The organism is Sphingobium chungbukense (assembly GCF_001005725.1).
GTDB lineage: Bacteria > Pseudomonadota > Alphaproteobacteria > Sphingomonadales > Sphingomonadaceae > Sphingobium > Sphingobium chungbukense.
Map to the genome: position 1 here is coordinate 725,491 of NZ_LBIC01000001.1, position 25,782 is coordinate 751,272.

A 25,782-nucleotide genomic window follows, 5' to 3' on the forward strand; every position below is an offset into this window, starting at 1 on the left:
GCGATGCGACTATCAGAGGCCGATGATCGGGGCTCCTCAACCGACCTATGCCGTTGAAGGCCAGGGTCTTGTCAAGACTTTCGGGCAATTCCGGGCGGTCGACGGCATCGACATCGCAGTGCCCGCCGGATCGATCTACGGCGTTCTGGGTCCCAATGGCGCTGGCAAGACCACATTGCTGCGCACCCTGCTCGGTATCATCGACCCGGACGAGGGCCATCGCAGCCTGCTGGGCGATCCCACTCCGCTGCGCCAGGCGCGCAATGTCGGCTATCTGCCGGAGGAACGCGGCCTCTACCCGTCGATGAAGGCGTTCGAGGCGATCGCTTTCATGGGCGCCCTGCGCGGCCTGCCACTCAAGACCGGGCGGGAACGCGCCCGTGCCATGCTGGCGGATTATGGCATGGGTGCCGCCGCCGAAAAGCCGATCCGCCAATTGTCGAAGGGCATGGCCCAGACCGTCCAGCTTTTCGGCACGATCATCCACGAACCGCAACTGATCGTGCTGGACGAACCCTTTTCCGGCCTGGACGCCTTCAACCAGGGCAAGTTGGAGGCGCTGATCCGCGATCAGGCGCGGCGCGGCGTGACGGTGCTCTTCTCCACCCATGTCATCGCCCATGCCGAACGGCTCTGCGAACGCATCGCGATCGTCGCGGGTGGCCGCATCCGCTTCGAAGGCACGGTGGCGAAGGCACGCGACCGCCTGCGCCCGCAGGTACGCCTGCGCACCCGGCTCAGCGACGGCAACTGGCGCCGCGCCTTGCCGGCCGAAACGCTGGCGGAGGACGGCGCCTGGCACTTCGCCTTGCCGGAGGAGGGCATCGAACCGCTGCTGCGGGCGCTGCTCGACGGCAATGCGGGCATCGAAAGCCTGTCGATCGAACGACCCGGCCTGCACGACGCCTTTGTCGCCATTGCAGGAGAAGCGGCGGCGCGGCAGATGCAGGAAGACGAAGCGCGCATGGAGGAGGATGCATGAAGGAAATGATGCGCGCCGCCTTCGTCATCGCCCGGCGGGATTTCACCGCGGTGGTGCTGTCGCGGACCTTCATCCTGTTCCTGCTTGGCCCGTTGTTCCCGATCATCATCGGCATGGCGTTCGGCGGGCTTGGCAGCCGGATCTCCAGCACCGACCTGCGTCCCGTCGTGGGGCTGGCGATGCCCGCGGCCGATGCGGCTCGGATGGAACAGGCGCAGGCGCGCCTCAGCGAACGGATGGCGACGCAATCGCTGCCTGTGCTGCGCCGCGTCTCCCTGTCGTCCGAGCCCCGTGCCCAACTCGCCAAGGCGAATGCCGATGTCGTGGTGATCGTATCGGGTTCGCTGACCCGGCCGATCATGACCGGCCAGCCCGACGACATCAAGCGGTTGGAAGGCGACATCAGCCTGATCGCCAGCGCGGCCCTTGCCGAAAAATCGCTGCACATGGTCCATGTCGAGCCGCAGCCGGTCTCCACCAGCATCGGCGCGCAGACCCAGGGACGGCTGATCATCGGCCGCATCGCGCAGATCGTGATCTTCTTCCTCACATTGCTGCTCGCGGGCATGATCCTGTCCAATCTGGTCGAGGAAAAGACCAACAAGATCATAGAGATATTGGCAGCGGCCGTGCCGGTCGATGCGATTTTCCTGGGCAAGTTGATGGCCATGCTGGCGATGAGCTTCGTGGGCATATTCTTCTGGGGTGGCACAGCCTTCGCCGCCTTCCTGGCGGTGAAGGACCCGGGCACCAGCCTCGCCGAACCGGCGATGGGCTGGCCGCTTTTCCTGATGCTGGGCCTTATCTATTTCGCCATGGCCTATACGCTGCTCGGCTCGCTCTTCATCGGTATCGGTGCGCAGGCGGCGACCGTGCGGGAGGTGCAGACGCTCAACATGCCCGTCACCATGGCGCAGATGCTGATCTTCTTCTTCGCCAGCTATGCCGTCGACAAGATGGGATCGCCGCCCGAGATCGCCGCCGTCATCCTGCCCTTTTCCTCCCCCTTTGCGATGATCGCCCGGGCGGCGCAGGTGGACGCGCTCTGGCCGCATCTGCTGGCGATCATCTGGCAGATGGTCTGGGTCGGCATCATCATCCGGATCGGCGTGCTGTTGTTCCGCCGCCATGTGCTGAAATCAGGCGGCGGCTGGTGGAAACAATTGTTCAGAAGCGCGACAGGCTGATCCTGCTATGAGTGGCCCCATGGATCGGCGGCAATTTCTGGGTGCTGGCGGATTGGCGGCGGCAACAGCTGTTTTTGGGCTTTGGGGTTCGTCAGGGGCCGCGAAGGCCTATGCCTTCACCCTCAGCGATGCGGAATGGCGCAAGCGGCTGAGCCCGCTCGCCTATAATGTGCTGCGCCATCAGGCGACCGAATATCCCTTCACCAGCCCGCTCAACAAGGAACATCGCGCCGGTATCTTCACCTGCGCCGGTTGCGGCCAGCGGCTGTTCAGTTCGAAGACCAAGTTCGACAGCGGCACGGGCTGGCCCAGCTTCTGGTCGCCCCTGCCCGGTGCGGTGGGCACGTCGCGCGATTTCGAACTCGGCTATCCCCGGACCGAAGTGCATTGCGGGCGCTGCGGCGGGCATCTTGGTCATGTCTTCGACGACGGACCGAAGCCCACGGGCAAACGCTATTGCATGAACGGCGTTGCGTTGGCCTTCGTGCCAGGCTGAACGACCACCTTGTAGATGTGGAGCGGCCCCTTCGTGGGCACCTGCTGCAACCAGCGCGGCGGCTTGTTGCGCTCCAGATCGGCGGCCAGGCTCTGCGGGAAGTCGGCGCGATAATGTTTGACCTCGTTCATCGCATGGCAGGTCACGACATAGTCCGCGCCCCGGCCGTGGTTCAGCCCCATGATGATGGTCCGCGCCTTGTCCGGCGGGGCGGTGAAGCCTTCGATGACGGCGGTGATGCCGGCCGCGTTGCGATGATGGGCCGTGCCGATCACGCTATGGCCGGTCCGCACCAATATGTCCGGGCCAAGATCGAGCGGCGCGAAGAGGACGGACTTCGGCAGGCCATGCAAGGGCGCCAATATGGCTGACGCCCGGCAATTGGCGGTTTCCGGCTGCTCCTTCTGGCTCACGCCGCTGGCAGCCAGGACCCAGGCACCGCACAAGCCCGCCGGCGTCAGCAAAATCGCGACGGCCGCCGACACCAGCACGCGCGCCGCCGGTCTCGTCCAGCTCTGGATATGCCGGAATATCGCCAGCAACAGCCAGGCGATGCCGGGCAGTGCCAGGACATGCGCCACCGACATGGCGCGCAACACGAGGATGGAGACGGCCAGAGCCCCGCCGAGCAGCAGCGCGATCATGATCCAGCGTACCCTCGCCTCGCGCTCCTTGGTGCGCTTCGCGGCAATGATGGTGCTGAAGAGGCCCATGATTGTCGGCAGGAGGATGATCCCCGACATCAGCAGCCCCTGTTCCCAGAACGGGCGGCCCTCCTTCACTTGCAGATACCAGAGCCGATAGGCTACCGGACCCAGCGCCTTGAAAGGGTCGCCCGAAAGGCAGGAACCCCCGGTGAACAGGAATATGCCGATCGCTGCGACGCCGCCGGTCGCCGTCGCGAGGAAGCGGCGCTGGAGCGAATCCGTGCCGATCAGGCGCAGGGCCAGCGGTGTCGCCAGCGCAAAGGCCATCAAGGGCCAAATGTAGGCTGCCGAAAGGGCGTCGCACTGCCGGATCAGTGGCGCCTGAGGGCCACGCAGTAACAGCAACAGCAGAAGTGCGCTGCTCCCCAATGTGACGGCAAAGGCACAGAAACGGCGCACTTCCCGCCGATCGAACCAGCACCACAGGGCAAACACACCGGCAAAGAGCGCGGCATAAGGCAGTGCTTCGCTGGAAATCTGAAGCCAGACGGCCAGCGCCAGCCCCGCAACGGCGCCTCCCCTGCGACGATCCGGATCGAGCGTTCCGCACAGGGCGATGGCGGCCATCCAGATCTGCCACCCGTGATGGTCGATCCGGAACGGCGTGAACTGGACCAATATGGTCGGCGTCGTCAGAAGCAGGGCGACCGCAAACAGCGCGACGATGCGGCCGCCCGCGCGCCGCGCCGCAAGGAACACCGTCCCCGTCAGGCCACCCAGCGTCAACAGGGGCACCAGCGCGCAGGCTGCAAGTTCCGCCGTTGCCGTGCCCAGGAACGGCCGCAGCAGGAGGATCAGAGCGGCGATCGGCATGTCGACGATGCGCGACCAGTGCATGGGGCCGCCCGCTGGCGGATTGACGCGATGCTGGCTGACATCCCAGAACGCCTGCCCATCCAGCCAGTCGCGAACCTGTTGCAGCCGCATGGCGTCATCAGGATCGCGGAAATCCAGCCCCGTCAGGCCATTGCGAAACAGCCAGAGCATGACGGCGCAGCATAAGAGCCAGGCCAGCAAGGCCGCTCCACCGACCTGCCAGCCGGCGATCGACGGTTTTTGCGAAAGGGAAGGGGATTCAGCCGCGGGCGAAGATGCCATATTTCCGGATCGCATAGACCGCCAGGAAACTGACCGGTACCGCCATCAGCTTGGCTATGGCGGGCTGCATGCCCAGGCCGCTCAACCCCCCCACCAATGCCATGGTGATCGCCATGCCGATCAGCGCACTGAGGATGAAGGCGATGCGCTGGGCGTGCGTGGCGGGCTCCTGCATCTCGAAGACGAAATGGACGCTGATCAGCCAATGCAGGACGAGCCCGCCCGAATAGCCGCCAAGGGCAGCGATAGCCGGCGGCAGACCCATATGGTTGAGCAACAGGAACAGGGCGAAGTCGCCCGACAGCGCGCAGATGCTGGCGAGCAGATAGCGCGTGAAGGTGAAACGGCCGATGATGGCGTTCAACGGTCCGGCCATGTAGCGTACCCAAATGGGCATGGGGCTCAGGCCGCCTTCAACCGGTTGGGCACCGGCCGCTCGCTTGCCAATGCGGCGCGCCGACCGGCGGTATCCTGCCCTTCCTCGCCCGCCTCATGATATTCGGCGTCCTCGTTGACCGCCCAGATGTCGTAAAGCTGTTCGCCTGCCTCGATATTGCGGACGGTCAGCATCGCCGTCATCATCGCATGATCCTGATTATTGTAGCGGTGCATGCCGTTGCGGCCCACCAGATGCAGCGTGGGATAAAGCCGCTGCAATTCGGTGCGCATGGCCAGAACATTGTCGGCATAGCTGTCGTCATAGACCGGATAGGCCTTTTCCTGCCGCACCACCGCGCCGCCGACGACGTCGCCGGGATTGCACAGGCCCAGGATCGCCATTTCCTTCTTCGCCAGCTCGATCAGATCGGCGTCGCTCGACGACCAGAGGCCGTCGCCCTCGAAACAGAAATATTCCAGGCCCACGCAGGCGAGGTCCGGATCGGGTACCATTTCGGGCGACCAGCTCCGGAAATTCTGGATGCGGCCGACCTTCACCTTGCTGTCGTGGATGTAGATCCAGTTGTCGGGGAAGATGTCCTCCCCCTTCACCATCAGCGCCACGGTCAGGAAGTCGCGATATTTCAGCTCCATCGCATGGCCCAGCGTCGCGGGCAGCGGATGGATGCGCCCGGCCAGCTCGCGCATCGGCGCGGAGCTGATGACATGGGCGGCGTTGATGACGGTTTCGCCCTCCGGCCCCTGCGCCACCATGCGCCAGCGACCGCTGGCCTGGTCCTGCGAAAGCTGATCCAGGCTATGGGCCATCAGCACCTGATTGCCGCCAGCGACGACGAAATCGCGCGCCGCTTCCCACATCATGCCGGGGCCAAGGCGCGGATAGCGGAAGCTTTCCAGCAGCGTCTTGGTCGCCATGCCGTCATTGGGCCGCTTGTTGAGGCCGAGCGACCGCTTCAGGCCATCCACGACCGCGCCCCAGAGCGACAGGCCCTTGATGCGCTGCGCCGCCCAGTCCGCCGACATTTCGTCGCAGGGCATGCCCCAGACCTTCTCCGTATAGGTCTTGAAGAAGATCGAGAACAGCTTGTGACCGAAGGCGTTGACGGTCCAGTCCTGGAAGGAGCGGACGTTGCGGTTGGGGAACAGCTTCGCCTTGGCGAAACTCGCCATGCAGAGCGTCGAACGCCAGATGCCCAGATTGCCCAGCGCCTCGAAGGCGCGCAACGGATAGCTGTAGAATTTGCCCTCATAATAGATGCGGCTCATCCGCGGACGCTGGATGAAGTCGTCGGGCAGGATTTCGTTCCAGAGGTCGACGACCTCCTGGGACTTGGAAAAGAAGCGATGCCCCCCGATGTCGAAGCGGAAACCATTTAGTTCCACCGTCCGGCTGATACCGCCGACATAGACAGGGTCCTTTTCGATGACCTGGACCGAATAGCCTTTCTTGGTCAGCAGATAAGCGGCGGTAAGGCCGGCCGGACCCGCGCCAATGATGGCGACATCCACATTGTCGTCGTTCAGCGGCATCTAAGGCCCCCCCGATGAAATCCTTCGCCGGTTTAGGTGAAGGAAATCTTCTAAGGAGTAGTTAATAGCCGGTAACAATGCAAGATGAGGCGACGCCGACGGATATATGTCCACCGGCGTCGATCATTCAGGAAAAGGGATCAACCTTGGCGCTGGGACTTGATCAGCGTATCGAGATCGGCGCGCGCGCCATCCAGCGCGTCGCCGAAACAGGCGCGATAGTCGGGCGTGGCGGGCACGATCGAGCCGTTCATCCAGCCGCACACCTTCTTGGCGGCCTTGGTGATCCGGCTGTCCGCCACACGGACGCCATGCGTGCTGGCGAGGTTGAGATCGCCCATCGGCACGGCAATGCTGCGGGTTTCCGTTCCCGCACGGCCGTCGACGACCACATCCATGTCGTTGATGCCGGCAAAGGCGTTGGCGGCGGGCAAGGCAAGCGTCATCGTGGCGGCCAGCGCCACCAGCGTCTTTCTGGTCATCCTGTTTCTCCTGTCGAACATTATCGGTCTGCCCAACGCCTGACGTGGGAGTGGGGTCACCCCTTCAAATAAGCTTCATGCAGGCAGTTGGAAAGGGCCAGTTCGCAAAAATTGGCTGAAAACCGCTATTTTTGCGGATGCGAAAGGATCGATCGCCCCTTCGCATCCGCGTCATTTTCATCAATGGCGGAAGTGGCGCATGCCGGTGAAGACCATCGCCAGACCCGCTTCGTCGGCCGCCGCGATCACTTCCTCGTCCCGGATCGAACCGCCCGGCTGGATCACCGCCGTCGCGCCCGCCTCGACCGCTGCCAGCAGGCCGTCGGCAAAGGGGAAGAAGGCATCGGATGCCACCGCCGAACCGATGGTGCGTGGCTGTGCCCAGCCCGCCTTTTCGGCGGCATCCTTCGCCTTCCAGGCGGCGATGCGGGCGGATTCGAGGCGGTTCATCTGGCCTGCGCCGATGCCGGCCGTGCTGTTGCCCTGGGCATAGACGATGGCGTTCGACTTCACATGCTTGGCGACGGTCCAGGCGAACAGGCAGTCGTCGAGTTCCTGCTGTGTCGGCGCGCGCCTGGTCACGACCTTGAGCTGATCGCGGCTGATGCGGCCATTGTCGCGGCCCTGCACCAAAAGGCCGCCGGCAATGCTCTTGATCTGGAGGCCGTTACGCGCCGGATCGGGCAGTTCGCCCGTCAGCAGCAGGCGGAGATTCTTCTTCTTCGCGAAGATCGCCCTGGCATCATCATCGGCGCCAGGCGCGGCGACGACTTCGGTGAAGATGCCGCTGATCGCTTCGGCGGTGGGACCATCGAGCGGGCGGTTGACGGCGATGATGCCGCCGAAGGCGGATACGCTGTCGCAGGCGAGCGCGGCTTCATAGGCCTCGATCAGCGTGGCGCCTGTGGCGACGCCGCACGGGTTGGCGTGCTTGACGATCACCACGGTCGGCGGGCCGTCGCGGAACTCGCTGACCAGTTCCAGCGCGGCGTCGGCATCGTTGTAATTATTGTAGCTCAGTTCCTTGCCCTGGATTTGCTGCGCCTGCGCGATGCCGTTCGCGCCAGGACCGACCGGCAGGTACAGCGCAGCCGACTGGTGCGGGTTTTCACCATAGCGCAGCGTCGACCCCAGCTTGCTGGAGACCGAAAGGCTTTCGGGGAACTGCACGCCCTGATCGGCGAAGGCGAACCAGCTTGCGATCATCGAATCATAGGCGGCGGTGGCGGCATAGGCCTTGGCCGCGAGCATGCGGCGGAAATCATAGCTGGTCGCGCCGCCCTTCTCCTCCATTTCCGCGATCAGACGGGCATAATCGGCGGGATCGGTGACGATCGCCACGCTTTCATGATTCTTCGCCGCCGAACGGACCATGGAGGGGCCGCCAATGTCGATATTCTCGATGATCTCCTCGCGCCCCGCCCCCTTGGCGACAGTGGCGGCGAAGGGATAGAGGTTGACGACCACCAGATCGATCGCGCCGATCTCATGCTCGTTCATCGATGCGACGTGATCGGGATTGTCGCGCACGGCGAGCAGGCCGCCATGGACCTTGGGGTGGAGCGTCTTGACGCGGCCGTCCATCATCTCGGGAAAGCCGGTGAGGTCGGAAATATCCTTCACCTCCAACCCCGCCTCGCGCAGCGCCTTGGCCGTGCCGCCGGTCGATACCAGTTCGACGCCATGCTTGCCCAGTGCCTGGCCCAGTTCGATGAGGCCGGACTTGTCCGACACGGAAAGGAGGGCGCGTTTGATGGTGACGTCTGACATGAAGGTGCTTCCTGCTGCTGTTCGGGTGCCGCTCAGGCTTGCCGCAGCCCTCTAGAGCCATTTGGAGTGAAAGGGAACATTGCACCGCTCCGCATGGAACGACCATGTGCGATGCGTCGCCATCGCCCATCCACCGCCAAAGAAAAAAGCGCCTCAGCCTGGCGGTTGGAGGCGCTTTCTCTGCTTTACGGGGTCAATGCCGTCAGAACGGCACTTCATCGTCCAGGTCGTTGTCGAAATTCGGGCCGCCCGTGCTGCCGCGACCGCTTCCCGACGAACGGCCGGAGGCGCCGCCGAAGCCACCGCCGCTGAAATCGTCATAATCGCCGCCGCCAAAGCCGCTCGATCCGCCGCTCCAGTCGCCGCCGCCCTGGGAGCGGCCGCCACCGCCAAAGCCGCCGCCCTGGCCGCCGCCACCGCCCGGCGCGCCGTCCAGCATGGTCAGCACCGCGCTCGGCCCCTGCAACACGACTTCGGTGGTGTAGCGGTCATTGCCCGACTGGTCCTGCCACTTGCGGGTTTGCAGCTTGCCCTCGACATAGACCTTGCTGCCCTTGCGCAGATAGCGTTCGGCGACACCGGCCAGACCTTCGGAGAAGATCGCGACGCTGTGCCATTCGGTGCGCTCCTTGCGCTCCCCCGAATTGCGGTCCTTCCATGTTTCGGAGGTCGCAATGCGAATATTGCACACCTTGCCGCCATTCTGGAAGCTGCGGACTTCCGGGTCCGCGCCCAGATTGCCCACCAGAATGACCTTGTTGACCGAACCCGCCATGTTTCCTCCGATACTTTAGCTGGCCCTTATAGCCCCGCCACGGTGGCGGTCCAGTAGGTGAGGCCCGCGGCGGCATAGGCCAGCACAAAAAGATAGCCGATCATGAACAGCGGCCATTTCCAGCCATTGGTCTCGCGCCGGGTGACGGCGATGGTGGAAATGCACTGCGGCGCGAAGACGAACCAGGCGAGGAAGGCGAGTGCTGTCGGCAGCGGCCATTTGTCCTTGAGTCGATCGCCCAGGCTCCGCTCCAGCTTCGCCTCATCCTCATCCGCGTCGAGCGAATAGACCGTCGCCAGGGCCGATACCGCCACTTCGCGGGCGGCCATGGCGGGGATCAGCGCCAGCGAGATGTCGCGGTTGAAGCCGATCGGCTCCAGCACGACGTTGAGCCCATTGGCGATGCGCCCGGCGACCGAATAATTGACCTGGCTGACGCCGCCATGCTCCGGCGCCTTGGGGAAACTGAGCAGCATCCAGAGGATCACGGTCGAGGTGAAGATGATCGTGCCTGCACGCTTGAGGAAGATCACCGCGCGCTGCCACAGGCCCAGGATGATGTCCTGCGGGCGGGGCCACTGATATTTGGGCATTTCCATCAGGAAACCGCCGCTCGCTCCCTTGGTCACGGTACGGCGCAGCACCAGCGCCGCCAGCATCGCGCCGACGATCCCCGAAATATAGAGGCAGAAGAGAACCAGCCCCTGCAAGCCGATGCCCAAAGGCCCAAATCCCAGTGCTACTGTGCGCGCCGGGATGAAGGCGCCGATGATCACCGCATAGACCGGCAGGCGCGCCGAACAGGTCATCAGCGGCGCGATCAGGATCGTGGTCAGCCGGTCCTTGGGATCGGATATGGTGCGGGTCGCCATGATCCCCGGCACCGCGCAGGCGAAGGAGGAGAGGAGAGGAATGAAGGCGCGGCCCGACAGCCCCACCCTCGCCATCAACCCGTCCATCAGGAAGGCGGCGCGGACCATATAGCCGGTCGCCTCCAGCATCAGGATGAAGAAGAAGAGGATCAGGATCTGCGGCAGGAAGGTGATGACCGATCCCACGCCGTTGATCACGCCATCGACCAGGAAGGAGCGCAGCAGACCGTCCGGCAGCGTTGCCGCCACCGCGTCGCCGGCGGAGGTGACGAGGCCCTCGATCATCGCGATCGGCGCTTCCGACCAGGCATAGACCGCCTGGAACATCACGAACAGCAGCGCGAGCAGCAGGATCAGCCCGGCCGTGGGATGCAGCGCCACCCGGTCGACGGCGGCGGTCAGGCGGCGCGACGGGGTTTCGCGGACGATGGCGGAGCGCGCTATGCGACGCGCTTCCTGGCGCAGACCTTCGAAATCACGGTGTTCGCCCGAAGGCCGGACCCTGCCTGCATTCGCGTCGAGCATGGATTCCAGTTCGGTCCGCAGATGATCGAGGCCGCGCTTGCGCACGGCGACGGTGGAGATCACCGGCACACCCAACTCGCGCGAGAGGATGTGGGCGTCGAGTTCCAGCCCGTCGCGGGTGGCTAGATCGACCATGTTGAGCGCGACGATGGTCGGCAGGCCCAGTGCGATCAGTTCCAGCGCGAAGCGCAGATGATTGTCGAGGTTGGAGGCGTCGACCACCACCACCAGCGCATCGGGCAGGCGCTCGCCCGCCTGCTTGCCCAGGATGACGTCGCGCGTCACCTGCTCGTCGGGGCTGGTGGGGTTGAGGCTGTAGGTGCCGGGCAGGTCGACCAGTTCGATCGGACGGCCGTCCGACAGGGAGAAACGGCCCGCCTTGCGTTCCACCGTGACGCCGGGATAGTTGCCCAGCTTCTGCCGTGCGCCCGTAAGCGCATTGAACAGGGCGCTCTTGCCGGCATTGGGATTGCCGACCAGCGCGATCAACGGCAGGCCGGTCATGCCTCGTCGTCCGCCCGAAGCCCGTCCTGCGGCCCCGTCCGGACCGTTATGGCGGCGGCATGGTTACGGCGCATGGCAATCGTCATGCGACCGACCTTGCACGCGATGGGACCGCGGCCCAGCAGCCCGCCATGGTGCAATGCCTCCACGCTGGCTCCTTCACACAGGCCGAATTCGCGGAGTCGTTGTCCGTCGGACGCGGACAGGGCGTTCCAGTCGATCAGGTCCACATAAGCGGGTTGGCGCAGCGGCAGGTCGGTCAGGCGCAAGGGTAAGGCACTCGTCATTTACTTCTGCGAGTGACTATCAATACCGATTGGAAAAGGCCAGCGTGAATCCGTACCGGTCCGCCGCGGATTATATGGCGGGGTAACGCAGCCGGCCGATGAAGCGCGACAGGCTGAGGCGTTCGCCGCCGCCTATCCCCTTCCACTGCGCCTTGGCGCGTTCGAACCGCATCACGCCCTCGATCCGGCGGGCCAGGAAAGCACGGGTTTCGGTCCAATCCTCGCTCTCGTCATCGACGAAAACCAGCAGGGTCGCGGCATAAACGCCGGCCAGCGTCAGGCGCTTGGTATAATGGTTGAGATCGGTCGTCTCGTCGCCCGCCGCGCGCCACATGCCGTCCGCCGCGCGCCAGCCGAGCTTGGCGGCACGGGCGGCATGGCGAGGCATGGCGAGGATCGCCTGCGCCCGGCGCAACGCTTCGCGGTCGCGCGCCAGAAGGGTGAGGCGGGTTTCGATGAGCGAGATGATGCGTCTGCGAATCGAGAGCGTGGCGAGTTTTTCCGGCGCCAGCGCATCCAGCATCCGCATGTCGATGCTGGCGAACCAGGCGTCGATTATGTCCATCGCCCCACCCGGAAAGGCCAGCGCCGCGATGTCGGAGTCGATGCCGCACTGCTCCGCCGCCATGGTCACCGCCTCCGCGCGCCAGCCATCGAAGGCGGCGTGGCGGGGCAATATGGGGGCAAGCGCGGCACGCACTTCGTCCAGCGTCATATCTTGGTGCGTCGGTGTCATGGCCGGGTTCTACGCGCCGCCGGGCGGGCGCACAAGCCTCAGCGCCGCTGGGGCCTGGTTCCGGTGCGGGATGATATTAGCCAGACTCGGCACAGGGAAAGCAAATCTTGGTGGGGTCACCAAAGGAAAGAGGGTTGAAGCGGCCACGATGGTCGCTTAGCTGGCATCGGTGAATCCAGTTGCAATATGCAACTTCAAAGAGGGAATATGTCATGGCCAATCTGTTCGAACCGGTGCGACTTGGCGCCATCCAGGCCTCCAACCGCGTGCTGATGGCGCCGCTGACCCGCGCCCGTGCGACCCGCGACCATGTGCCGACGTCGATCATGGCGGATTATTATCGCCAGCGCGCTTCGGCGGGGCTGATCATCAGCGAGGGCGTCGGCGTCTCGCAGCAGGGTCTGGGCTGGCCCTATGCGGCGGGCCTGTGGTCGGCCGAGCAGGTCCAGGGCTGGAAACCGGTGACGGCGGCCGTGCACGAGGCGGGCGGACGCATCTTCGCCCAGCTCTGGCATATGGGGCGGCTGGTGCATAGCAGCGTGACGGGCGAGCAGCCGGTATCCCCCAGCCCGATCACGGCGCCCGGCCGTGCGCACACCTATGAGGGCAACAAATCCTATGAGCAGCCGCGCGCGCTGGACGTCGAGGAAATTCCCGATGTCATCCAGACCTATGTGACCGCCGCGCGCAACGCGATCGAGGCCGGATTCGACGGGGTTCAGATCCACGGCGCCAACGGCTATCTGATCGATGAATTCCTGCGCGACGGCGTCAACAGGCGGGAGGACGCCTATGGCGGTCCGCCGGAAAATCGTGTGCGTCTGCTGCGGGAGATCACGCAGGCGGTGGCCGATGCCATCGGTGCGGACCGGACAGCGGTGCGCCTGTCGCTGAACGGTGACACGCAGGGCACCGACGACAGCGATCCCGCCAGCCTGTCGCTCGCGGTGGCGAAGGCGCTGGACCCGATCGGGCTTGCCTTCCTCGAACTGCGCGAATTGCGGCCCGACGGCACGCGCGGCGCCACCAATGTGCCGCGCCAGTCGCCGCTCATCCGCCAGCATTATGCGGGGCCGCTGGTCCTCAACAGCGACTATGACACGGCCCGGGCCCAGGCCGATCTGGACAGCGGGCTGGCGCAGGCGATCAGCTTCGGCCGGCCCTTCATTGCCAATCCGGACCTGCCGGAACGGCTGTCGTCCGGCGCATCGCTCAACCCGTTGCAGGAGGAGACATTATATACGCAGGGCGCCGAAGGCTATGTCGATTACCCGGCGCTGGAAAAGGTGGCCTGAACGAAAAAGGGCCGCTCCATCGGGCGGCCCTTTTCTCCGTCGGCGATCGCGGGTTCAGACGGCGAATTTCTCGCGCAGGGCGAGCATGGCCATGGCCGCCTTGGCGGCTTCGCCACCCTTGTCCTTTTCCTGCTTTTTCGCGCGGGTCAGCGCCTGGGCTTCATTCTCGACCGTCAATATGCCGTTGCCGATCGGAATGCCGTCCATGCTGAGCGCCATCAGCCCGCGCGCGCTCTCGTTCGACACCACTTCGAAATGATAGGTTTCGCCGCGGATCACCACGCCGATCGCGATAAAGCCGTCATAGCGGCCGGTTTCCGCCGCCAGCGCCACCGCGCCGGGAATTTCCAGCGCGCCCGGAACCGTCACCACCTCATATTTATGCCCTTCATCGTCCAGCGCAGCGACGGCGCCTTCGATCAGCAGGTCGTTGAGATGGTCGTAGAAGCGTGCCTCGACAATCAGGAACTTGGCCACGATATATCCCCTTAAAGCTCGATTGCCCGCTGCCCAACCACGGCCAGGTCATAGCCGTCAAGCGCGATCAGGCTGTGGTGGCTGTTGGTGAGCAGGATCATGTCGTGCACGCCAAGGTCCGCCAGGATCTGCGCACCCACGCCATAGTCGCGCAATTCGTCCATGCCGGAGCCGGGCTGTCCGGCATGATGGCGCAGGATGCGGCTGATGAATTCGCCCGGCGCCTGGCTCGTCAGGGCGACGATGATGCCCGATCCATGGTCGGCGATCAGTTCCATCGACTTGGCGAGCAGGCCGTTGCGCGACCCGTTGGCGCCGTAGACATCGTCCAGCAGCGAAAGCTGGTGCATGCGGACCAGCGTCGGTTCGTCGGGGCTGACATTGCCCTTCTGCAGCACGAGCTGCTCGGTCTGGGTCGCCTTGTTGTAGAAGCTGATCGCTTTCCAGTCGCCGCCCCACTGGCTGCGGAAGACGGTTTCGGCACGGCGTTCGACCATATGATCATGCCGGCGGCGATAGGCGATCAGATCGCGGATCGTGCCGATCTTCATCTTGTGCTTCTGGGCGAAGGGGATGAGGTCGTCCAGGCGCGCCATGGTGCCGTCGTCCTTCATCACCTCGCAGATGACGCCGGACGGGTTGAGGCCGGCCAGCCGCGCCACGTCCACCGCCGCCTCGGTATGGCCGGTGCGCACCAGCACGCCGCCGTCCTTGGCCACCAGGGGGAAGACATGGCCCGGGGTGACGATATCCTCGCGGCTCTTCGATCCGTCGATCGCGACGGAGATGGTGCGGGCGCGGTCGGCGGCGCTGATGCCGGTGGTGACGCCTTCGCGCGCCTCGATCGACACGGTGAAGGCGGTTTCATGCCGGGTGCCGTTGTTGCGGCTCATCAGGCCCAGGCCCAGATGATCGACCCGGTCCTTGGTCAGCGCCAGGCAGATAAGGCCGCGGCCATGCGTCGCCATGAAATTGATCGCATCGGGTGTCGCCATCTGCGCCGGGATCACCAGATCGCCCTCATTTTCCCGATCCTCGTCATCGACCAGAATGAACATGCGGCCGTTGCGGGCTTCGTTGATGATCTCCTCGGGTGAGGCGAGCGCGGTGCCGCCCTCCCGCTTGGCGAGATAGGCTTCCAGCTTCCCCAGCGTTTCGGCGGTCGGGTTCCAGTCGCTCTCGCCCAGCTTGCGCAGCGAATTGGCATGCAGCCCGGCGGCGCGGGCCAGACCGGAACGGGACAGGCCACCATCGGTGACGAGCGAACGGACGGTATCGATGAGGGCTGATGACACGGAACGACTCCTTTCCCGATCTGGGACGTGGAGCGCATATCACACTGCGATGTGATTTGTTCAAGCACAAATCACATCGCGCACTGCATTTTGTTCGGCCCGGTCAGGCTGCCCGGTTGCGCAACGCCTGCATGCGGTCGAGATAGCGGGCCAGCACATCGATCTCCAGATTGAAGGCGCGTCCTTTGGGCAGGCCATCCAGCGTCGTCGCGGCTGCGGTGTGGGGAATGATGTTCAGGCCGAAATGCACGCCGCCGTCGGGCTGATCCTCCACCATGTTGACCGTCAGCGAGATGCCGTCGACAGTGATCGATCCCTTGGCGGCCAGGGCTGGTGCCAGTGCGGCGGGCGCGGCGATGACGAGGCGGGTCGAATCGCCCTCTGCCGTGGCTGACACCAAGATGCCGATACCGTCGACATGGCCGGTGACGATATGGCCGCCCAGCTCATCCCCGACCTTCAGCGCGCGTTCGAGGTTGAGGCGGCCGCCCACCTTCCACAGGTCCGGTGCGGTGCGGGCGACGGTTTCGGCGGACAGGTCGACCGCGAACCAGTCGGGCCCCTTTTCCACCACGGTCAGGCAGGCACCCGAACAGGCGATCGATGCGCCGATGGCGACGCCTTCCATGTCATAGGCGCAGCCGATGACGAGGCGCAGGTCGCCGCGCTGGTCCGCCGCGCGGATGGTGCCGATGTCGGTGATGATGCCGGTGAACATGAAGCGGGGCCTGTCAATTCCGTGGGACGTGCGCCGTGATCTAGAGCGATTTCACATAAGATGGAACATCTGAAGGCGCGGAAATCGCGGAAAGCAAGGACGCGCTCTATGCCTTCCGGCTTCTCCCGTACACTTCCAGCCGGTCATGGCCCAATCGTCGTTCGTCGCTGAGGCGCCACCTGCCATGCGCCTCGGCAAGGTCGGTCAGGCCGATATCGCCGATGCCCGCCAGCCCTTTGCCGATCACGATCGGCGCGCGGTAGAGCAGCAGGCGGTCGACCAGATCGGCGCGCAGGAAGGCGGCGGCGGTGCGGGCGCCGCCTTCGACCAGAAGGTGGTCGACATGGGCCAAGGCGGCAATATCCTCCGGCGTGGCGATCCGTTCCCATCCCTCCGGCGCATCGCCATGGCTGAGCAGCAGGCGACGGGGCGAGCGGTCTTCCAGACCGGCCAAGCGCACGTCGAGGCGCGGCGCATCGGCGCGCAGCGTGCCGCCGCCCACCAATATGGCGTCATGGCGCGCCCGTTCCAGATGGGCATGGGCACGGGCGTCTGGGCCGGTGATCCAGCGGCTGGATCCGTCGCTGAGCGCGATCCGCCCGTCCAGCGACAGGCCGAGCTTGAGCGTGACCGCCGGGCGGCCGAGCGTCTGGCGCAGCACGAAGCCGCACATCGCGGCGGCGGCTTCCTCCGCCATCAGCCCCATTTCGACGGCGATGCCGCGCTTGCGCAGCCAGGCGGCGCCCTGCCCGTCGGTGCGCGGATCGGGATCGCGCAGCGCGATGACGACGCGGCGCACCCCGGCACGGACCATCAGATCGGCGCAGCGCGGGCCACGCGGGGAAAGGTGGAAACATGGTTCCAGCGTCACATAGGCGGTGGCGCCCCGCGCGCGGTCCATCGCTTCGTCCAGTGCCTGCGCCTCGGCATGGGGGCGGCCGCCCTTCTGCGTCCAGCCGCGTCCGACGACCCGGCCGTCCTTGACGATCAGGCAGCCGACATTGGGATTGGGCGTCGAAAGGCCGCGCCCGCGTTCCGACAGGGCGATGGCGACAGCCATGAAGCGCCGGTCCGTTGCGGGATCGGCGGGCGGAACGACGGCTTTGGAACGGGTGCTCAGGGCTGGCTCGCTCCCGCCCCGCGCTTTTCGTCCGCCTCCGCCTTGGCAAGCCGGGCGTCGAGCTGGGCGTTGACATATTTCAACGCCTCCTTGCGACGCGCGCCGTTGCGGGCGGCTTCTTCCTTCCACTCGATGCCGAAGGCGTCCGCGAATCCCTGCATCCGCTTCTGCTCCTTGGCCAGCGCAGCCTCGCTTTTGGCGAGGTCGATCTTCTGCTGGAGGATGATCGCGGCGTCGGACCGGTTGGCGTCCCAGCTCTCGACATAGATGATCTTGTTGCGGGTCGGCATGGTGTTGGTGTTGGCGTCGACGATGAAGGCCCAGATGATGACCCAGGTGAGCGCGACGGACAGGCCCAGCAACGGCCATTTATGGGGTTGGTCCTTGCCAAAATAGCTCCACAGGTCGCTGAGCGCGCTCTTGGGGGACACCGGACGGGGGAAGATCGCCATGGCGCCGATATAGGGCAAGCCGGGGCCGGATGCAAAAGCGCTGTTGTCCAACGCGGTCATGACCGGCCCCCTTTGCTTTGATTTCAGACGTCTGCGAGGCGGAAATAGACCGTCAGCACCTTGGTCGAACTGACCGCCAACCCATCCCGAGTCGCCGGGCGGAAACGCCATTTGCGCAAGGCGTGGCGCTGGGTGGTGAGCCAGAAGGATTCATCGGTGGCCGACAATCGTTCGATGTCGATGACATGGCCGTCCGCGGCGATGGTCACGCGGACGGTGACCTTGCCCTCCATTCCCTGCCGGACCATCGTGCCGGGATAGTCGGGTTGAAAGGCGGCGAGGGCGCGCGGATCGATCGAGGCGTCGACCAGCACCGGATCGGGCATGGGCGGCGTGACCGGTGGCGTGATCTCGATTCCCTTGCCATTGTCCATGCCGGCAAAGGGCTTGGCTTCGGCCTTGTAGCCCGTCTCGGACGGGGGAGGGGTGACGACCGGTTTTTCCACCACGGTCGGATGGGATTGCGGCTCGACCTTGCTTTCGGTTTCCGGCGGCGTCTGTTCCGGAGGCGGCGGATCGTCCGGCACGGCATAGGTCCTCAATATGTCCGGCTTGAAGGTGTCGATCATTTCCTTGGGCATCAGCAGGAATATCCCGGCCGCCAGCGCATGGATGGCCACCGCGCCGCCTATGCCGATCGGGGACCGGCCGCCGCTGCGGTAGCCGGAAGATCCTTCGCCGCCTGTCGCCCCGCCTGCTGTCCGCAACATCATCAGTCGCATATCGCACCCTCCAGTTGCGCGATTCTCCATGGGATCGCAATGTGATGATACAACATTTTCCTATGATATGTTGCAACATTAATTTTGAGGAGGCGATGACCTTTGCGGAAAGCGGTTTACAGCAGGGTGTCGATCGCGTGGAGGGCAAGGCCGACCAGCCCGCCGACCAGCGTACCGTTGATGCGGATATATTGCAGGTCGCGGCCGACCGCATGTTCCAGCCGGCTGGTGACGGTGCCCGCGTCCCAGCCGCGCACGGTTTCGCTGACCAGCTTGACGATCGAGTCGCCATAGCTGGCCGTGGCCCCCACGGCGGCACGGCGCATGAAGCGGTTGATCAGCAGTCGCAGCCGGGCATCGTCCTGAAGCGTGCCGCCCAGTTGGCGCAGCGCTTCGCCCAGCCGCCCGGCCATCGCCTTGCCCGGATCGCGCACCGCCCGCAGCAGGCCTGTGCGCGCCTGCTCCCACAGGCCGTCGATCCAGCGCTGCATTGCCGGATTGTCGACGATCTCGTCGCGGACGCGGGCGACGCGGGCCTGCGTCTCCGGATCGAATTGCAAGTCGGCGGCGAGCTTTGCCATGCCTTCCTCCGCCTTCAGCCGCAGGCTGTGGCCGGGATCGTCGGCCATGTCGGCGAGCAGCCTGCGCAGACCGTCGATGATCGCATTGGCAAGATTCTCGTCGAGGCCGGTCCAGCGCAATATCTTGCCCGATCGGTCATGCACCATCTGGCGGATCAGATGGTCGTTCGCCTCCAGCGTACGGTCGGCCCAGTGAATGATGCCGTCCATCACCGGGGCATGGCGGCCATCGCGCATGGCCGCTTCCAACGCCTGCCCGATCAGGGGGGCGAGGTTCATGGCGCGCAGCCGATGGGCGATGGTGCCCTTCACCATGCCGCCGAGGCGTTCCTGGTCCAGTGCCTCCAATATGTCGGCGGCGAGGCGGGAGGCGCCCTCGCGCAGCCTGCCGTCGCCGCCGGACGGGCTGGACAGGAATCGCCCCGCCGCACCGGCCATGTCCAGCCGCTGCATTCGCCGGGCGACCACGGCGGGTGTCAGGAAATTGTCGCGCAGGAAAAGAGCGAGCGTGTCCCCGATCCGGTCCTTGTTGCGGGGGATGATCGCGGTGTGCGGGATCGGCAGGCCGAGCGGATGACGAAACAGCGCCGTCACGGCGAACCAGTCGGCCAGGCCGCCGACCATCGCCGCCTCGGCAAAGGCCTGGACGAAGCCGATTGCGGGATGAAGATGTGCGGTGGCCCGGGCGGCGAGGAAGAGCGCCGCCATCGCCATCAGCATGCCCGTGGCCACCAGCCGCATGCGCCGCGCCGGATGGATGGGGCTGTCGGCATCGGGCCGGGGCAGGGCGAGCAACTTCATCACTCTCCCAACGGTTACGCCGCCGTTTCGTTCAGGCAAGCGCTTCTTTTCCCGGCCGCGCCTTTATTCCGCCGGCTGGACGCCTGCCGCCTTGTTGTCGCCGGGCTTGTAGGTCAGCAGGCGACGGCCAAGGCGCGGTCCGACCCACTCCTCGATCCCCAGCGCCAGGCTGAAGGTAGCGGGCACGATCACCAGCGTCAGCAGCGTGGACAGCAGAAGGCCGCCGATCACGGTGATGCCCATCGGCGCGCGCCAGGCGCCGTCGCCACCCAGCGACAGGGCGGTCGGCACCATGCCGGCCACCATCGCCACGGTGGTCATGACGATCGGCTGGGCGCGCTTGTGCCCGGCGTCGATGATCGCCTCCAGCTTGGGGACGCCCTTGCCCATCTCCTCCAGCGCGAAGTCGATGACCAGGATCGAGTTCTTGGCGACGATGCCCAGCAACATCAGCAGGCCGATCAGCACCGGCATCGACACCGGATTGCCAGTCAGATGCAGCGCGATCGCTCCGCCCAGCGGTGCCAGCAGCAGCGATCCCAGATTGACGAAGGGCGGCATCAGGCGCTTGTAGAGGAGGGTCAGCACCGCCAGCACCAGCAAGATGCCGGAGATGACCGCGATGGCGAAATTCTGGATCATCTCGGCCTGCCACTTGCTGTCGCCGGTATTCAGCTTCTGCACGCCCAATATCTTGCCGGCGGCGATGGCCTGCATCGTCGGCAGCGCGTTGATCTTGGCCATGGCCTGGCTGGTGACGACGCCCGGCGCCAGGTCCGCGCCTACGACGATGCGGCGGATCTGGTTGTAACGGCGGATCTGCGTCGGCCCGGCGCCGAATTCGATGTCGGCCACGACCTTCAGCGGGACGGAACCCCCGTTGACCGTCGGCACCGGCATATTTTCGATCGTCGCAATGTCGCGGCGGCTGTGTTCCGCGACGGCCACGCGGATCGGAATCTGCCGGTCCGACAGCGAGAATTTGGCGCTGTTCTGGTCGATGTCGCCGATCGTCGCGACGCGGATCGTCTGGCTGAGCGCGGCGGTCGTGACGCCCAGGCTGGCGGCCAGGTCGAAACGCGGCTTGATGACGATTTCGGGACGGTTCATGTCGCCCGCCACCCGCGGTGCGCGGATTTCATGGATGCCCGCCATTTCCGACACCAGCTTGTTGGCGGTCTGCTCCAGCTTCACCGGATCGTCGCTGCCGAACATGATGATGATGTCGCGGCCGAAGCCGCCACCGGACTGGGACTGGAAATTGACCCGTGCATCCGCGACCTGCTGGAACTGGGGCGCGACCTTGCGCTCCCATTCGACCGAGGACATCGGCCGGTTCTTCCGGAGCGTCAGGTAGATGTCGGCGCCGGTCGTCTGGATATCGGCAAAGGCGGCCTCGACCATGTCCTTGTCCGACGCCAGCATGTCCGCCACCTTGCGGGTAATAGCCGTGGTCTGCTGCAAGGTGCTGCCGGGCACGGTTTCGACCTTCACCTGGCTGAAATCCGTGTCGATGGAGGGCTGGAACGACATGGGCAATGTCCCGAAGGCCAGGATCGTCGCGGCGAACGCCAGGAAGCCCATGCCCATCGTCCAGATGCGATGGTCGCGAATCCAGGCCGTGAAGCGCGCCGCACCGCCGCGCGCGCGATGGGCGACGGCCCGGCGCTCGTCCAGCGACCAGCGCAGCACCGCCATATAGGCATCCATCAGCCAGCCCTCGCCATGGCTTTCCTGCCCATGCGCCTTCAGGAAATAGGCGGCGATCATCGGCGTGATCAGGCGCGCCACGGCCAGGCTGAGGAGCACCGCGACGACCACGGTCATGCCGAACTGGATGAAGAACTGGCCCGAAATGCCCGGCATCAGCGCCACCGGCAGGAACACCGCGACGATCGCCATGGTGGTGGCCAATACCGCAAGGCCGATTTCGTCGGCGGCGTCGATGGAGGCCTGATAGGCGCTTTTGCCCATGCGCATGTGGCGCACGATATTCTCGATCTCCACGATGGCGTCATCGACCAGCACGCCCGCGACCAGGCTCAACGCCAGCAGCGAGACGCCGTTCAGGGTGAAGCCCATCATTTCCATGAACCAGAAGGCCGGAATCGCGGACAGCGGAATGGCGAGCGCCGAGATCATGGTGGCGCGCCAGTCGCGCAGGAACAGGAAGACGATGACCACGGCCAGCACCGCGCCTTCGATCATCGCCTGCATGGCGCTGTGATATTGACCCTTGGTATATTCGACGCTGGTGTAAAGCTGCTTGTACTGGACCTTGGGATTTTCCTTCCTGAGCTGGTCCAGCACCTTCATCGCTTCGTCGAACACGGTGACGTCGGACGATCCCTTGGCCTTTTCCATGCTGAAGCTGGTCACCTGCCGGCCATTCATCAGGGAAAGGGAGCGCTGCTCGGCATACATGTCGCGCACATCGGCCAGGTCCGCCAGCTTGACGGTCCGCCCGCCGCCAATGGCGATCTGGGTCTGGCCCAGCGCATAGGCGTCGCGGGCGTTGCCCAGCACGCGGATCGCCTGTTCGGCGCCGGCGATCTCGGTACGGCCGCCCGCTGCGTTCAGATTGACCTGCTGGAGCTGCTGATTGACCTGGCTGGCGGTGATGCCGTGCGACTGGAGCTTGGCGGGGTTCAGGATGACGCGGATTTCGCGGGACACGCCGCCGCCGCGCTTGACCGCCGCCATGCCCGGCACGGCCAGCAGACGCTTGGCGACGGTGTTGTCGACATACCAGGACAGTTCCTCCAGCGTCATGTCGGTCGCTTCGGCGCTGAAATAGGCGATCGGCCCGCCCTCAATGTCGACGCGGCTGACCTGCGGTTCCAAAATGCCCTCGGGAAGGTCGCTGCGAATCTGGTCGACGGCGTTCTTCACATCGTTGACGGCGCGGTCGACCGGCGTGCCGATCTGGAACTGCACATTGGTGTTCGACTGGCCCTCCGACACCCAGGAGGTGATTTCGTCCACGCCGCTGATGCCGCGCACGGCGGCTTCGATGCGCTGCGTAACCTGCGTCTCCAGTTCGGTCGGTGCGGCGCCGGGTTGCCGCACGACGACGCTCGCCATGGGGAAGCTGACGTCGGGATTCTGGTTGACGTCCATCCGGCTGAAGCTGACCAGCCCGGCCAGCAGCAACGCGACGAACAGCACGATCGGCGACACCGGGTTGCGGATGGCCCAGGCGGAAATATTACGAAAACTCATGACGGCTTCCTCGCCTGCCGGTGGCCACGCAAGTTTTTGTTGTCGCATCGTTTCAAGCGGAAAACCGGTTCCCACTTTTCCGCACGATGCTTTGGCGCGCCCCGCCGCTTCATCTGGACTTGCTGGCTTCCGGCTTCACCTTCTGCCCCGGCGTCAGGAAGGCGCCGGCCGAAGCCACGATGCGTTCATTGCCGTTGAGGCCGTTCAGGATCGACACGCCCGCGTCGGTCACCTGGCCGATCTGGACGTCACGCCGCTGTACTTCGTCGCGGCCGTTGACGACATAGACATAATTGCCCTTCTCGTCGCTCTGCACAGCCGATTCCGGCAGCATCGGCGCGGAACCCGTCCCGCTGACGATCGCGGCTGAGGCGAAGCCGCCCGGACGGATCGCCGGATTGTAGGGAATGGCGATGCGGGCGATGCCCTGACGGCTCTGATTGTCGACCACCGGGGATACCTGCCAGACGCGGCCCGCGAATTGGGCCGTTCCGCCGACCGGAGTCACGGTGGCGGCATTGCCGGGGCGCAGCGCGGCCAGGTCGCCTTCGCTTACCTGGGCCAGCATTTCCATTTCCCCGTCCTTGGCCATGCGGAACAGAACGGCGCTGCCCGATCCGACGATCTGACCCGGTTCCACCGTGCGGGTCAGTACCAGACCTGCCGCGGGCGCGCGGATGTCGAGACGGCCGGTGCGGGCACGCTGCTCGGCCAATTGGGCAATGGCGACGTTGACGCGCGCATTGGCGGCATCGCGTGTCGCGGTGCGTTGGTCGATGTCGGCCTGGCTGATGAAACCGCGCGAGACCAGCGCCTTGGCACGGTCGAGCTGAGCCTGCGCCAGTTTCGCATCGGCGCGGTTGACCTCCACCTGCGCGGCGAGCGAGCGGATCTGCTCGGTCTGGACGGAGCGTTCGACGGTCGCCAGCACCTGGCCGGCGCGCACCCAGTCGCCCGGCTGGACCAGCACCCGTGTCACGGCGCCCCCTTCTCCAACCACGCCGACCGGCATGTCGACCCGCGCGGCGAGCGATCCGGTGGCGTTGATCATGTGCGACACCGTCGACTGGCCGGGACTGATGACGGTCACGACAGGCCTTTGAACTTGTGCCGTGCCGGTTTCCGCGCCCTTCCCGCGCATGCTGACCCAGGTGGCGATCGCGATCAGGACGATGGCGATCACCGCGCCGATCATGAGCCGGCGGCGCCAGATCGGACGTTCCTCCGGCTCATCAAGCATGTTCGCCGGGACATCGCCGACCAGTTGGGTTTCGTAATTCATCCTGAATCCATCTTTCGGCCAAAGAGCGCCGCGTGGAGTGCTGTATTATATGAATACATCACCCGGCTCAAGCCCCCATATGAAGGATCGGCGCCCTTCCCCAAAATCGTCCGGCACGATGTCGAAACGATGGGCCGCGCCCTTGCCAAAACCGGACGATTGTGGCGCTATAGCCGGGTCCGGAGCATGCTGCGTCCAATGCCCGATGGGGTGGCCAGCAGTTCCTTGTTATTGCATCGTTTCAGGCGCGAAGCCGGGTTCCGCCTTGCGTGATCTGGCAACCAGGGGAGTGGGATGGAATTTCTGGGTTGGATCATCGTCGGGCTTTTTGCAGGTGCCCTGGCCCGGTTGGTCATGCCAGGCCGCAACCCCGGCGGCTGCATCCTTACCGTGTTGCTGGGCATAGCGGGTGCCCTGTTGGCCGGCTATGTCGGGCGGATGCTGGGCGTTTACCAACCGGGCGAGCAGGCCAGCTTCATCGCCGCGGTGCTGGGATCGATCGCCGTGCTGGTGATGTACCGCTTCTTCGCTGGCCGGAGCTGAAAAAAAAGGCCGCGTCATCCCGATCGACGACACGGCCTTTTCCGTTTGGACAAAATGCCTTAGCGGACGGAACCCCGGCGCACCAGGTTGACGATCGCCAGCAGGATGATCGCGCCGACCAGCGACACCAGGAAGCTGTACAGCGTCAGCCCTTCGTTGATCGAACCGCCGCTGAAGATCAGGCCGCCGACGAACGCGCCGACGATGCCGACCACGATGTTCAGCAAAATGCCCTGTTGCGCGTCGGTCCGCATTACCATGCTGGCAAGCCAGCCAATGATGCCGCCGACAACAAGCCATAAAATGATGCCCATTTCTCACTCTCCTTGGACCATAGCCCCTTTCGGGTGGGCTGATCGGTTCAACGTAGGAAGTCGGCATTACGTTCCATTTCACCTTCGCAAAGAAGAAGGCCGCCGGATGCCAGATCCGACGGCCTTCTCGTGCGACCCTTTATTCCAGAAACGGATGATCAGTATTTCTGCTGCCGTTCGTAGAGGGACTTGTAATATTGGATGCGCGTCACGCGCAGGCCATGCATGCCCGAACGGTCGACGGCGCGCTGCCAGCTCGCAAATTCCTCCAGCGTCAGCGAATAGCGGGCGCAGGCTTCATCCACGGTCAGCAGGCCGCCGTTCACGGCCGCCACGACCTCAGCCTTGCGGCGCACGACCCAGCGAGTCGTGTCCACGGGCGGCAGGCTCTCCAGAGTCAGGGGTTCTCCCAGCGGCCCGACGACCTGTGCAGGTCTGATTTTCTGGTTTTCGATCATTATCACCCTCAATAAGCGGCACTGGCGTTGCCGATTTCCAGCAGTGCGAAACTGTTTGCGCTCAAAGCCCTGAACAGGGCCTAAAGCGCCAC

25 protein-coding genes are annotated in these 25,782 nt (G+C 65.0%); 5 read left to right on the plus strand and 20 right to left on the minus strand.

Annotated features, from left to right (window positions below; genetic code table 11):
- The first annotated feature begins 22 nt into the window (after positions 1–22).
- From YP76_RS03600 to msrB, 3 genes are read left to right on the plus strand one after another with little or no spacing between them, the layout of a single operon-like run.
- Positions 23–982 carry an ABC transporter ATP-binding protein gene (locus tag YP76_RS03600; RefSeq protein ID WP_046762200.1) on the plus strand — a complete coding sequence of 320 codons (960 nt, stop codon included), beginning with the start codon at positions 23–25 and terminating at the stop codon, positions 980–982.
- Positions 979–2,169, plus strand: coding sequence for an ABC transporter permease (locus tag YP76_RS03605; protein WP_046762201.1), 1,191 nt, complete (start codon positions 979–981; stop codon positions 2,167–2,169). Before YP76_RS03600 ends, YP76_RS03605 begins: the two co-directional genes overlap by 4 nt.
- A gap of 19 nt (positions 2,170–2,188) precedes the next feature.
- Positions 2,189–2,665, plus strand: coding sequence for a peptide-methionine (R)-S-oxide reductase MsrB (msrB, locus tag YP76_RS03610; RefSeq protein ID WP_046762202.1), 477 nt, complete (start codon positions 2,189–2,191; stop codon positions 2,663–2,665).
- Here msrB and YP76_RS03615 read toward each other — a convergent pair.
- The 9 genes from YP76_RS03615 to YP76_RS03655 form a co-directional block, all read right to left on the minus strand.
- Positions 2,623–4,470, minus strand: coding sequence for a hypothetical protein (locus YP76_RS03615; RefSeq protein ID WP_046762203.1), 1,848 nt, complete (start codon positions 4,468–4,470; stop codon positions 2,623–2,625). The genes msrB and YP76_RS03615 overlap by 43 nt on opposite strands.
- Positions 4,448–4,867 (minus strand): GtrA family protein, encoded by a 420-nt coding sequence (locus YP76_RS03620; protein WP_046762204.1) that lies wholly within the window; start codon positions 4,865–4,867, stop codon positions 4,448–4,450. The genes YP76_RS03615 and YP76_RS03620 overlap by 23 nt, the downstream gene beginning before the upstream one ends.
- 5 nt (positions 4,868–4,872) lie before the next feature.
- A complete protein-coding gene (locus YP76_RS03625) occupies positions 4,873–6,399 on the minus strand; it encodes an NAD(P)/FAD-dependent oxidoreductase (protein ID WP_046762205.1) in 1,527 nt (508 codons plus the stop codon).
- 140 nt (positions 6,400–6,539) lie between these two features.
- Entirely contained in the window at positions 6,540–6,881 is a 342-nt protein-coding gene (locus YP76_RS03630) for a UrcA family protein (protein WP_046762206.1), read from the minus strand.
- Between the two features lie 180 nt (positions 6,882–7,061).
- Positions 7,062–8,651 (minus strand): bifunctional phosphoribosylaminoimidazolecarboxamide formyltransferase/IMP cyclohydrolase, encoded by a 1,590-nt coding sequence (purH, locus tag YP76_RS03635; protein WP_046762207.1) that lies wholly within the window; start codon positions 8,649–8,651, stop codon positions 7,062–7,064.
- A 202-nt stretch (positions 8,652–8,853) separates the two neighbouring features.
- Positions 8,854–9,426, minus strand: coding sequence for a single-stranded DNA-binding protein (ssb, locus tag YP76_RS03640; protein ID WP_046762208.1), 573 nt, complete (start codon positions 9,424–9,426; stop codon positions 8,854–8,856).
- A gap of 26 nt (positions 9,427–9,452) precedes the next feature.
- Positions 9,453–11,327: a ferrous iron transporter B gene (gene feoB / locus YP76_RS03645; protein ID WP_046762209.1), complete on the minus strand. Its 1,875-nt coding sequence runs from the start codon at positions 11,325–11,327 to the stop codon at positions 9,453–9,455.
- On the minus strand, positions 11,324–11,596 hold the full coding sequence (locus YP76_RS03650) for a FeoA family protein (protein WP_046762210.1): 273 nt from the start codon (positions 11,594–11,596) through the stop codon (positions 11,324–11,326). Before YP76_RS03650 ends, feoB begins: the two co-directional genes overlap by 4 nt.
- Before the next feature lie 88 nt (positions 11,597–11,684).
- Complete coding sequence (locus tag YP76_RS03655; protein WP_046762211.1) at positions 11,685–12,350, minus strand: COQ9 family protein; 666 nt, start codon at positions 12,348–12,350, stop codon at positions 11,685–11,687.
- Between the two features lie 212 nt (positions 12,351–12,562).
- Between YP76_RS03655 and YP76_RS03660 the strand changes: the two genes are divergently transcribed.
- Entirely contained in the window at positions 12,563–13,645 is a 1,083-nt protein-coding gene (locus tag YP76_RS03660) for an alkene reductase (RefSeq protein ID WP_046762212.1), read from the plus strand.
- Between the two features lie 54 nt (positions 13,646–13,699).
- On the opposite strand, the gene ribH is transcribed toward YP76_RS03660, so the two are convergent.
- From ribH to YP76_RS03705, 9 genes are all read right to left on the minus strand, one after another.
- The gene (ribH, locus tag YP76_RS03665; protein WP_046762213.1) at positions 13,700–14,122 is read right to left on the minus strand and encodes a 6,7-dimethyl-8-ribityllumazine synthase; all 423 of its coding nucleotides are present in this window, start codon (positions 14,120–14,122) and stop codon (positions 13,700–13,702) included.
- 11 nt (positions 14,123–14,133) lie between these two features.
- Positions 14,134–15,417: a 3,4-dihydroxy-2-butanone-4-phosphate synthase gene (gene ribB / locus YP76_RS03670; RefSeq protein WP_046762214.1), complete on the minus strand. Its 1,284-nt coding sequence runs from the start codon at positions 15,415–15,417 to the stop codon at positions 14,134–14,136.
- Between the two features lie 103 nt (positions 15,418–15,520).
- Positions 15,521–16,135 carry a riboflavin synthase gene (locus tag YP76_RS03675; RefSeq protein ID WP_046762215.1) on the minus strand — a complete coding sequence of 205 codons (615 nt, stop codon included), beginning with the start codon at positions 16,133–16,135 and terminating at the stop codon, positions 15,521–15,523.
- Between the two features lie 106 nt (positions 16,136–16,241).
- Positions 16,242–17,255, minus strand: a complete 1,014-nt coding sequence (gene ribD, locus YP76_RS03680; RefSeq protein WP_269748615.1) for a bifunctional diaminohydroxyphosphoribosylaminopyrimidine deaminase/5-amino-6-(5-phosphoribosylamino)uracil reductase RibD — start codon at positions 17,253–17,255, stop codon at positions 16,242–16,244.
- The gene (locus YP76_RS03685) at positions 17,252–17,767 is read right to left on the minus strand and encodes a hypothetical protein (RefSeq protein WP_046762217.1); all 516 of its coding nucleotides are present in this window, start codon (positions 17,765–17,767) and stop codon (positions 17,252–17,254) included. Before YP76_RS03685 ends, ribD begins: the two co-directional genes overlap by 4 nt.
- 23 nt (positions 17,768–17,790) lie before the next feature.
- The gene (locus YP76_RS03690; protein WP_046762218.1) at positions 17,791–18,489 is read right to left on the minus strand and encodes an energy transducer TonB; all 699 of its coding nucleotides are present in this window, start codon (positions 18,487–18,489) and stop codon (positions 17,791–17,793) included.
- Between the two features lie 116 nt (positions 18,490–18,605).
- Entirely contained in the window at positions 18,606–19,871 is a 1,266-nt protein-coding gene (locus YP76_RS03695; protein WP_046762219.1) for a DUF445 domain-containing protein, read from the minus strand.
- 63 nt (positions 19,872–19,934) lie between these two features.
- Positions 19,935–23,093: an efflux RND transporter permease subunit gene (locus YP76_RS03700; RefSeq protein WP_046762220.1), complete on the minus strand. Its 3,159-nt coding sequence runs from the start codon at positions 23,091–23,093 to the stop codon at positions 19,935–19,937.
- Between the two features lie 109 nt (positions 23,094–23,202).
- The gene (locus tag YP76_RS03705; RefSeq protein ID WP_046762221.1) at positions 23,203–24,375 is read right to left on the minus strand and encodes an efflux RND transporter periplasmic adaptor subunit; all 1,173 of its coding nucleotides are present in this window, start codon (positions 24,373–24,375) and stop codon (positions 23,203–23,205) included.
- A gap of 294 nt (positions 24,376–24,669) precedes the next feature.
- Between YP76_RS03705 and YP76_RS03710 the strand changes: the two genes are divergently transcribed.
- Entirely contained in the window at positions 24,670–24,918 is a 249-nt protein-coding gene (locus tag YP76_RS03710) for a GlsB/YeaQ/YmgE family stress response membrane protein (RefSeq protein WP_046762222.1), read from the plus strand.
- 59 nt (positions 24,919–24,977) lie between these two features.
- Here the strand turns inward: YP76_RS03710 and YP76_RS03715 are convergent, their stop codons facing one another.
- Together YP76_RS03715 and sciP are read right to left on the minus strand one after the other, a co-directional pair.
- Positions 24,978–25,232 carry a GlsB/YeaQ/YmgE family stress response membrane protein gene (locus tag YP76_RS03715; protein ID WP_046762223.1) on the minus strand — a complete coding sequence of 85 codons (255 nt, stop codon included), beginning with the start codon at positions 25,230–25,232 and terminating at the stop codon, positions 24,978–24,980.
- A gap of 158 nt (positions 25,233–25,390) precedes the next feature.
- A complete protein-coding gene (gene sciP / locus YP76_RS03720; protein WP_007687284.1) occupies positions 25,391–25,690 on the minus strand; it encodes a CtrA inhibitor SciP in 300 nt (99 codons plus the stop codon).
- Positions 25,691–25,782 lie beyond the last annotated feature (92 nt).